The sequence below is a fragment of the Mycobacterium sp. E796 genome (assembly GCF_001672815.1).
Classification (GTDB): Bacteria; Actinomycetota; Actinomycetes; order Mycobacteriales; family Mycobacteriaceae; genus Mycobacterium.
Map to the genome: position 1 here is coordinate 1 of NZ_LZKK01000135.1, position 7,563 is coordinate 7,563.

At 70.0% G+C, this 7,563-nt stretch carries 8 protein-coding genes; all 8 read right to left on the bottom strand.

Translation table 11 applies throughout. The features are described from left to right. Positions 1 to 871, bottom strand: an 871-nt coding sequence (gene proB / locus A5706_RS10425; RefSeq protein ID WP_068129851.1) for a glutamate 5-kinase, incomplete at its 3' end; no start/stop codon positions are given. Beyond that, a complete protein-coding gene (gene obgE / locus A5706_RS10430; RefSeq protein ID WP_068129854.1) occupies positions 868 to 2,310 on the bottom strand; it encodes a GTPase ObgE in 1,443 nt (480 codons plus the stop codon). The genes obgE and proB, both read right to left, overlap by 4 nt. A gap of 87 nt (positions 2,311 to 2,397) precedes the next feature. Then, the gene (gene rpmA / locus A5706_RS10435) at positions 2,398 to 2,664 is read right to left on the bottom strand and encodes a 50S ribosomal protein L27 (protein WP_068104066.1); all 267 of its coding nucleotides are present in this window, start codon (positions 2,662 to 2,664) and stop codon (positions 2,398 to 2,400) included. 10 nt (positions 2,665 to 2,674) lie between these two features. Further along, the gene (rplU, locus tag A5706_RS10440) at positions 2,675 to 2,986 is read right to left on the bottom strand and encodes a 50S ribosomal protein L21 (protein ID WP_067158787.1); all 312 of its coding nucleotides are present in this window, start codon (positions 2,984 to 2,986) and stop codon (positions 2,675 to 2,677) included. A 204-nt stretch (positions 2,987 to 3,190) separates the two neighbouring features. Then, complete coding sequence (locus A5706_RS10445) at positions 3,191 to 5,917, bottom strand: Rne/Rng family ribonuclease (RefSeq protein ID WP_068129857.1); 2,727 nt, start codon at positions 5,915 to 5,917, stop codon at positions 3,191 to 3,193. A 342-nt stretch (positions 5,918 to 6,259) separates the two neighbouring features. Beyond that, complete coding sequence (ndk, locus tag A5706_RS10450) at positions 6,260 to 6,670, bottom strand: nucleoside-diphosphate kinase (RefSeq protein ID WP_068129860.1); 411 nt, start codon at positions 6,668 to 6,670, stop codon at positions 6,260 to 6,262. 29 nt (positions 6,671 to 6,699) lie between these two features. Beyond that, entirely contained in the window at positions 6,700 to 7,056 is a 357-nt protein-coding gene (locus A5706_RS10455; protein ID WP_068129863.1) for a DUF4233 domain-containing protein, read from the bottom strand. Further along, positions 7,053 to 7,563, bottom strand: a 511-nt coding sequence (locus tag A5706_RS10460; protein ID WP_304528392.1) for a glutamate ligase domain-containing protein, incomplete at its 5' end; no start/stop codon positions are given. The genes A5706_RS10455 and A5706_RS10460, both read right to left, overlap by 4 nt.

A 7,563-nucleotide genomic window follows, 5' to 3' on the forward strand; every position in this document is an offset into this window, starting at 1 on the left:
CGCGCACCGCGCCCTCGTCCAGCGTCAGCGAACCGGCGGCCTCGGCGGCGTAACGCACCCAGAACCGGCGCGCCGACATCCGGACCGGCCGCGGCGCGAACACCGTTCCGCCCGAGGCGTCGCTGAGCGCGGTCGCAGCGTCGGTCGCCGCGGCCAGCAGCACCGGGACGCCGGCGTCGGCGGCCAACAGCGCCGACGACATCTTCGACGCCATCCCGCCGGTGCCCAGGTCGCTGCCGGGGCCGGCGACCACGCCGTCCAGGTCCGCGGCCCCGGACACCTCTGGGATGAACCTGGCGCCCTTAGTTTTTCGCGGATCGGCGTCATAGAGGCCGTCAATGTCGGAGAGCAGCACCAGCGCCTCGGCGCCCACCAGGTGGGCCACCAGCGCGGAGAGCCGGTCGTTGTCGCCGAACCGGATCTCGTTGGTGGCCACCGTGTCGTTTTCGTTGACGATCGCCACCGCGTGCAGGGCGCGCAGCCGGTCCAGGGTGCGCTGGGCGTTGGTGTGCGAGGCCCGCACCGAAATGTCGTGCGCCGTCAGCAGCACCTGCCCGACCGTGCGGCCGTAGCGGGCGAACGCCGCGCTCCACGAGTTGACCAACGCGACCTGGCCGACGCTGGCGGCGGCCTGCTTGGTCGCCAAATCCTTTGGACGACGGGATAATCCGAGCGGTTCGATGCCCGCGGCGATGGCACCGGACGACACGATGACGACGTCGGTGCCGGCCTTCATCCGCGTCTCGATGGCGTCGGCCAGTCCGGCCAGCCGGCCGGCGTCGAACACCCCGGACGGCGTGGTCAGCGCGTTGGTGCCGACCTTGACCACGAGGCTGCGCGCGGTGCGGATGGTTTCGCGGTGGGCGCTCATTCATCGTCACCGTGTTGGCGGCGCTGACGACGGGCCTCCTTGCGCTCGGCGGCCCCGGCTCGTTCGGTGCGATCCAGCCGCGCGTCGGTGCCACGGCCGGACAGCGCAACGTGTTCTCCCGCAGGCGTTTGCGGCTCCCAGTCGAACGTCATCTCGCCGATGGTCACGGCGCAGCCCGGTCTGGCGCCTAGCCTCAGCAGTTCCTCCTCGACACCGAGGCGTGCCAGGCGGTCGGCGAGGTAACCCACCGCTTCGTCGTTGTCGAAGTTGGTCTGGCCGACCCACCGCTCGGGCCGGGCGCCGGTGACGACGAACCCGCCCTCCCCGTCCGGCTCGACGGTGAAGCCGCTGTCGTCGACGGCCAGCGGCCGGATCACCGGGCGGCGCGGCACGATCTGGGGCCGCGCGGCGTTGTACTCCGAGATCATCTGCCAGAGCCCAAAGACCAAGGGCTGCAGCCCATCACGGCTGATCGTCGACACCAGAAACACCGGCCAGCCGCGCGCGGCGATCTCGTCGCGGACGAATTCGGCAAGCTCGCGAGCCTCGGGTACGTCGATCTTGTTGAGCACCACCGCTCGCGGCCGTTCGGCCAGATCGCCCAGCACCGCGTCCCCCTGCAGGGTCGGGGTGTAGGCGGCGAGTTCGGCTTCCAGCGCGTCGATGTCGGAGATCGGGTCGCGGCCGGGGTCCGCGGTGGCGCAGTCGACGACATGCACCAGCACCGCGCATCGCTCGATGTGGCGCAGGAATTCCAGGCCCAGGCCGCGCCCCTCCGACGCCCCCGGGATCAGCCCGGGCACGTCGGCGACGGTGAAGGTGTGCTCGCCCGCCGACACGACGCCGAGGTTGGGCACCAGCGTGGTGAACGGGTAGTCGGCGACCTTCGGTTTGGCCGCCGAAATCGCGGACACCAGCGAGGATTTCCCGGCCGAGGGAAAGCCGATCAGGCCGACGTCGGCGACGGTCTTGAGCTCCAGTGTCAGGTCGCGGGCTTGGCCCGGCTCGCCGAGCAGCGCGAAGCCGGGAGCCTTGCGGGCGCGCGATGCGAGCGCGGCGTTGCCGAGGCCGCCGCGACCACCGGCGGCCGCCTCGAAGCGGGTGCCGGCTCCCACCAGGTCGGCGAGCAGGCGGCCGCGTTCGTCGAGGACGACGGTGCCGTCGGGGACTTTGACCTCCAGGTCGGCGCCGGCGGCGCCGTCACGGTTGTTGCCCATCCCCTGCTTGCCCGAGGGCGCGGTGACGTGCGGGTGAAAGTGGAAGTCCAGCAGGGTGTGCACCTGCGGGTCGACGACCAACACGATGCTGCCGCCGCGGCCGCCGTTGCCGCCGTCAGGGCCGCCGAGCGGCTTGAATTTCTCGCGGTGGACCGACGCGCAGCCGTTACCGCCGGAACCCGCGCGCGCGTGAATGACGACGCGATCGACAAACCGTGGCATCGGGGGTCCTCTTAACTACCGCGGGCGCCGATGCGGGCCGGGGCCCGCAGCCGGACGCAGCGCCCGGACCGGGCCCGGGCAAAACGCCTAGTCGGTGGTCTGCCCGGCCGCGACGATGCTGACGGTCTTGCGGCCGCGCTTGGTCCCGAACTCGACGGCACCGGATTCCTTGGCGAACAGCGTGTCGTCGCCGCCCCGCCCGACGTTGACGCCGGGGTGGAACTTGGTGCCGCGCTGGCGGACGATGATCTCGCCTGCCTTCACGACCTGGCCGCCGAACCGCTTCACGCCCAGCCGCTGCGCGGCGGAGTCGCGGCCGTTGCGCGAGCTGGAAGCGCCCTTCTTGTGTGCCATGTGGTCCTCGCTACTTGATCCCGGTGACCTTCAGGACCGTCAGCTGCTGACGGTGACCCTGTCGCTTGTGGTAGCCGGTCTTGTTCTTGAACTTGTGGATGCGGATCTTGGGGCCCTTGGTGTGCTCGAGCACCTCTCCCGTCACCGCGACCTTGGCCAGCGCGGCGGCGTCGCTGGTGACCTTGGCGCCGTCGACGACCAGGGCGACCGGCAGCGTCACGTTGGCGCCCGGCTCGGAGTCCAGCTTCTCGACCTTGACGACGTCTCCGACGGCGACTTTGTACTGCTTGCCGCCGGTCTTGACGATTGCGTACGTCGCCATCGTTGCTCCTGCCTCTTTCCTTCGCGCGCGTGCCACCGGCTCGTTCGTGGTGGGTCTGGGGTGCAGGTCCGCGCCGGTCACCCGGGAGTCCCGCCGGTCGCCGGCCAAAGTCTTAGCGGTCTGGCCTGACGACAACTGTCCAAGGGTACGTGACCAGCGGCTACAGGGTCAAACCGGCTCGCCCGACCACTCGGGTGACGCAGGTCAGTCCACGTGGATCGGTGGGCCGGCCGGCCTGCCCGCCGCGCGACGACGGCGCGGGCGGCCGAAGCCCACTCCCCCGTTACCGGCCGCGCTGGTGTCCTCGTCGTCGTCGTCGAGGTCCTCGTCGTCCTCGTCGTCGTCCTCGTCGTCCTCGTCGTCCACGTCGAGGTCCTCGTCATCGAGGTCGTCATCGTCGTCGTCGAGGTCGTCCTCGTCGTCGTCCTCGTCGCTGTCGCTCTCGCCAAAGTCCTGGCCGTTGTCCTCGAAGTCGTCCCGGTCGGCGTCCGCCACGGCCGCGTCGGGCGGCACTTCGGCCTCGCCGTCGACCTGGGCGATGACTTCCTCGGCCGTCTCCTCGGGCTCCCCGTCACCCTGGGCCGCCTCCGACGTCCCGGACCCCCCGGCCGCCATCGCCTTGAACATCGGGTGCTCTCCGGGGGTGTGGGCCGGCAGCACCTTGGCCACCGCGGGCTCTTCGGCGCCCTTCTTCTTCGACCGCCTGCCCCGACGCCCACCGGATTCGGACTTCCGGCCGTTGGACGGGGCCGAATCCACGGGGTCGCTGTGCAGCAGCAGGCCGCGGCCGCCGCAGTTCGGGCACGACGACGAGAACGCCTCGATCAGCCCGGTGCCCAGCCGCTTGCGGGTCAGTTGGACCAGGCCCAGGGACGTCACCTCGGAAACCTGATGGCGGGTGCGGTCACGGGCCAGCGACTCGGTCAGCCGGCGCAACACCAGGTCGCGGTTGGACTCCAGCACCATGTCGATGAAGTCGATGACCACAATGCCGCCGATGTCGCGCAGCCGCAGCTGGCGCACGATCTCCTCGGCCGCCTCCAGGTTGTTCTTGGTGACGGTTTGCTCGAGGTTGCCCCCGGATCCGGTGAACTTGCCGGTGTTGACGTCGATCACCGTCATCGCCTCGGTGCGGTCGATCACCAGCGTGCCGCCCGACGGCAGCCACACCTTGCGGTCCATCGCCTTGGCGAGCTGTTCGTCGATGCGGTGCACCGCGAACACGTCCGGCCCGGTCGAGTCGTCCGGCCCGGTGGCGGGCTCGTACTTGGTGAGTTTCGAAACCAGTTCTGGTGCAACGGCATTCACGTACTCGTTGATCGTGTTCCAGGCCTCGTCGCCGGAGACGATCAGGCCGGCGAAGTCCTCGTTGAACAGGTCCCGGATGACCTTGACCAACACGTCGGGCTCTTCGTAGAGCGACACTGCGGCACCGGCGGCTTTTTGTTTGGTTTCGGCGGCCTTGGCCTCGATCTGCTCCCAGCGTTCCTGCAGCCGGGTGACGTCCTTGCGGATGTCCTCCTCTTTGACTCCCTCGGACGCGGTGCGGATGATCACCCCGGCGTCGGACGGCACCACCTCGCGCAGGATCTCCTTGAGCCGCTGGCGTTCGGTGTCGGGCAGCTTGCGGCTGATCCCGGTCGACGACGCGCCCGGCACGTAAACCAGGTAGCGGCCGGCCAGTGAGACCTGCGTGGTCAACCGGGCGCCCTTGTGGCCGACCGGGTCCTTGCTGACCTGCACGACGACGTAATCGCCGGGTTTGAGGGCCTGTTCGATCTTGCGGTCCGACCCGCCCAGTCCCGCGGCCTCCCAGTTGACCTCGCCGGCGTAGAGCACGCCGTTGCGGCCGCGGCCGATGTCGACGAAGGCCGCCTCCATCGAGGGCAGCACGTTCTGCACGATCCCGAGGTAGATGTTGCCCACCAGCGAGGCGGAGGCGGCGGAGGTCACGAAGTGCTCGACGACGATGCCGTCTTCCAGCACCGCGATCTGCGTGTAGCGCGCGCCGGGGTGCGGTGGCTCGGTGCGGACCCGGTCGCGCACGACCATCATCCGTTCGACGGCCTCGCGGCGGGCCAGGAACTCGGCCTCGGTCAGCACCGGCGGGCGGCGCCGCCCGGCGTCGCGCCCGTCGCGGCGGCGTTGCCGCTTGGCCTCCAGCCGGGTGGAGCCGTCGATGCCCTTGATCTCGGCGTTTGAACTGAGGTTCTCGTCGCCGTTCTTGCCGCTGCGCGGCGGGCGCTCGTGTACGACGGTGTTGGGCGGATCGTCCGGTGACGGGGCCTCGTCGCTGTCGTCCCCGGCCCCCGACTTGCGCCGTCGCCGCCGGCGGCGGCGCCGGCTGGCGGCCTCCGATGATCCGTTCTCGTCGTCGCCGGCGTCGGAGTCGTCCTCGTCGGTGTCCTCGGAGTCGGCGTCCTCGTCCATGTCTTGGCCGTCGGCGCCGCCCTGTTCGCCGCGGCCGCGGCCCCGGCCCCGGCGGCCGCGGCGCCGCCGCCGATTGGCGGGCCGATCGGACTGTTCGTCGTCGTCGCCGTCGGAATCGTCGGAGTCGCCCGAATCGTCCTCAATGTCGCGCTCGCCGCCGATCTCGACCGGCTGCGGCGCGACGAACAACGGCATGTAATCCCTTCCCGCACTTGAGGCGTCGAGCAGCAAGGGTTGTTGTGCGGCGGCCGCGCTGCTGAAGCCCGGGATGTTCGGCAGGGGTTGGGCGAAGAGCAATTCGCGCACCTTGATCGCGTCCTCGCGGTCCACGCCGGAGTGCACGTTGCGGTCCCGGCCGTCGATCGCAATGAGCGCCGCCAGCACCTCTTTGTTGGTGCTTCCCAGCGCCCGTGCCAGCTGGTGGACCCTCAGGCGGTCGGGCAGGTCCTCGTTCCGGGCCGGCTCTCGTGACGAGTCTGTGGGCGGTGCACTGTCTACCACGTATTCTCCTTTAGCCCCCGGGCGCGTCGTTTCGACGCGGCCACGCGAGGGCTTCGCTATGGGCCCGGGTCGCTTCTCCCAGGCTTGTGATGGTCTCGCCCCGAGCGGCTCAGGTAGAACTCACTCGGCGCCGTACTGAATGTAGGCCTGACATGCGGCGCAACATCGCGGGGGACGCGATGGTCGCGCTTGTCCAAGTCTTCATTCGGGTGTCCGAAGCCGGTCCGGCGACGTTCACCCGCTGTCAGTATCCCACATCACTTCCAGTGCCCACCCGCACCCGATCCGCGCGCCCCAGCAAACGCCGTCGGGGTCCCGGTGTGGCCCCGATCGCCCCCGGCGCTAGATTCCGGGAAACCAGAGCGCGATCTCGCGCTTGGCGGAATCTTCCGAATCGGACCCGTGCACCAGGTTGAACTGCGTCTCCAGCCCGAAATCGCCCCGAATCGTGCCGGGCGTGGCCTTGTCCACCGGGTCGGTGCCGCCCGCGACCTGCCGAAACGCCGCGATCGCGCGCGGCCCCTCCACGATCGCCGCCACCACCGGCCCCGAGGTGATGAATTCCAGCAACGATCCGAAGAAGGGCTTACCTTCGTGTTCCGCGTAGTGCTGGCCGGCCAGCTCTTCGCTGACGTGCCGGAGCTCGAGCGCCGCGATGGTGAGGCCTTTGCGCTCGATGCGGCCGATGATCTCGCCGATCAGATGCCGCTCGACGGCGTCAGGCTTGATCAGTACCAGGGTCCGTTCGGTCACGGCGGACAGCGTACAGAACCGGTTCGCGTCTAGCTTGGCGGCGACTGACGCCGCCGGACCTCGGCCCTAAAGTACGCGATCAGCGCCCACAGCCCGGTGAACAGCACGCCGATGAATCCCACCCCCGGATAGATGGCGAAACCGGCGAGCAGCACCACCTGCACGGCCAGGTTCACCCAGATCGCCCACGGCCTGCGCTGCAGCCCGGCCAGCAGGATCAAAACGACGGCCAGGCCGATCAGATAGACCAGCGACGCGGCGTTCAGCCCGCCGCCGACGGCGCCCACCACCGGAATCGCCAGCAGCACCACGATCGCCTCCAGGACCAGCGTCGCGGCCATCACGCCGCCGAAGCTCTTCCAAGGGTCGGGACTCTGATCTGTCATTGCGGGTCACGACCGAACAGGGTCCGCGCGGCCCCGGCGGTGACCACCGAGCCGGTGACCACGATCCCGGTGCCCGAAAACGACTCCGCCGCACCGATTTCCGTGGCCGCCTCGTCGACCAGGGCGGTCGCGACGTCGATGGCGTCGCGCAGGTTTTCCGCGGTCGCCACGCGATCGGGCCCGAACCGCTCACGGGCGGCCAGCGCCAGCGACTCGACGTCCAGCGCGCGCGGCGAGCCGTTATAGGTCACGACGACCGAATCGAACGCAGGCTCCAGCGCGGCGAGGATGCCGTCCACGTCCTTGTCGGCCATGATGCTGAGCACGCCGACCAGGAACCGGAAGTCGAACTCGCCGGCCAGCGTCTGCGCCAGCGCCGTCGCCCCGGCCGGGTTGTGGGCGGCGTCGATGAACACCGTGGGCGCGCTGCGCAGGCGTTCCAGCCGGCCGGGGCTGGTGACGGCGGCGAAACCGGCCCGGACCGCCTCGACGTCGAGCTGTCGCTGC

Bases quoted from the DNA above. Each gene is read 5' to 3' on its own strand.
- obgE (WP_068129854.1), bottom strand. From the start codon at position 2,310: ATGCCACGGTTTGTCGATCGCGTCGTCATTCACGCGCGCGCGGGTTCC.
- rpmA (WP_068104066.1), bottom strand. From the start codon at position 2,664: ATGGCACACAAGAAGGGCGCTTCCAGCTCGCGCAACGGCCGCGACTCC.
- rplU (WP_067158787.1), bottom strand. From the start codon at position 2,986: ATGGCGACGTACGCAATCGTCAAGACCGGCGGCAAGCAGTACAAAGTC.
- A5706_RS10455 (WP_068129863.1), bottom strand. From the start codon at position 7,056: ATGACAGATCAGAGTCCCGACCCTTGGAAGAGCTTCGGCGGCGTGATG.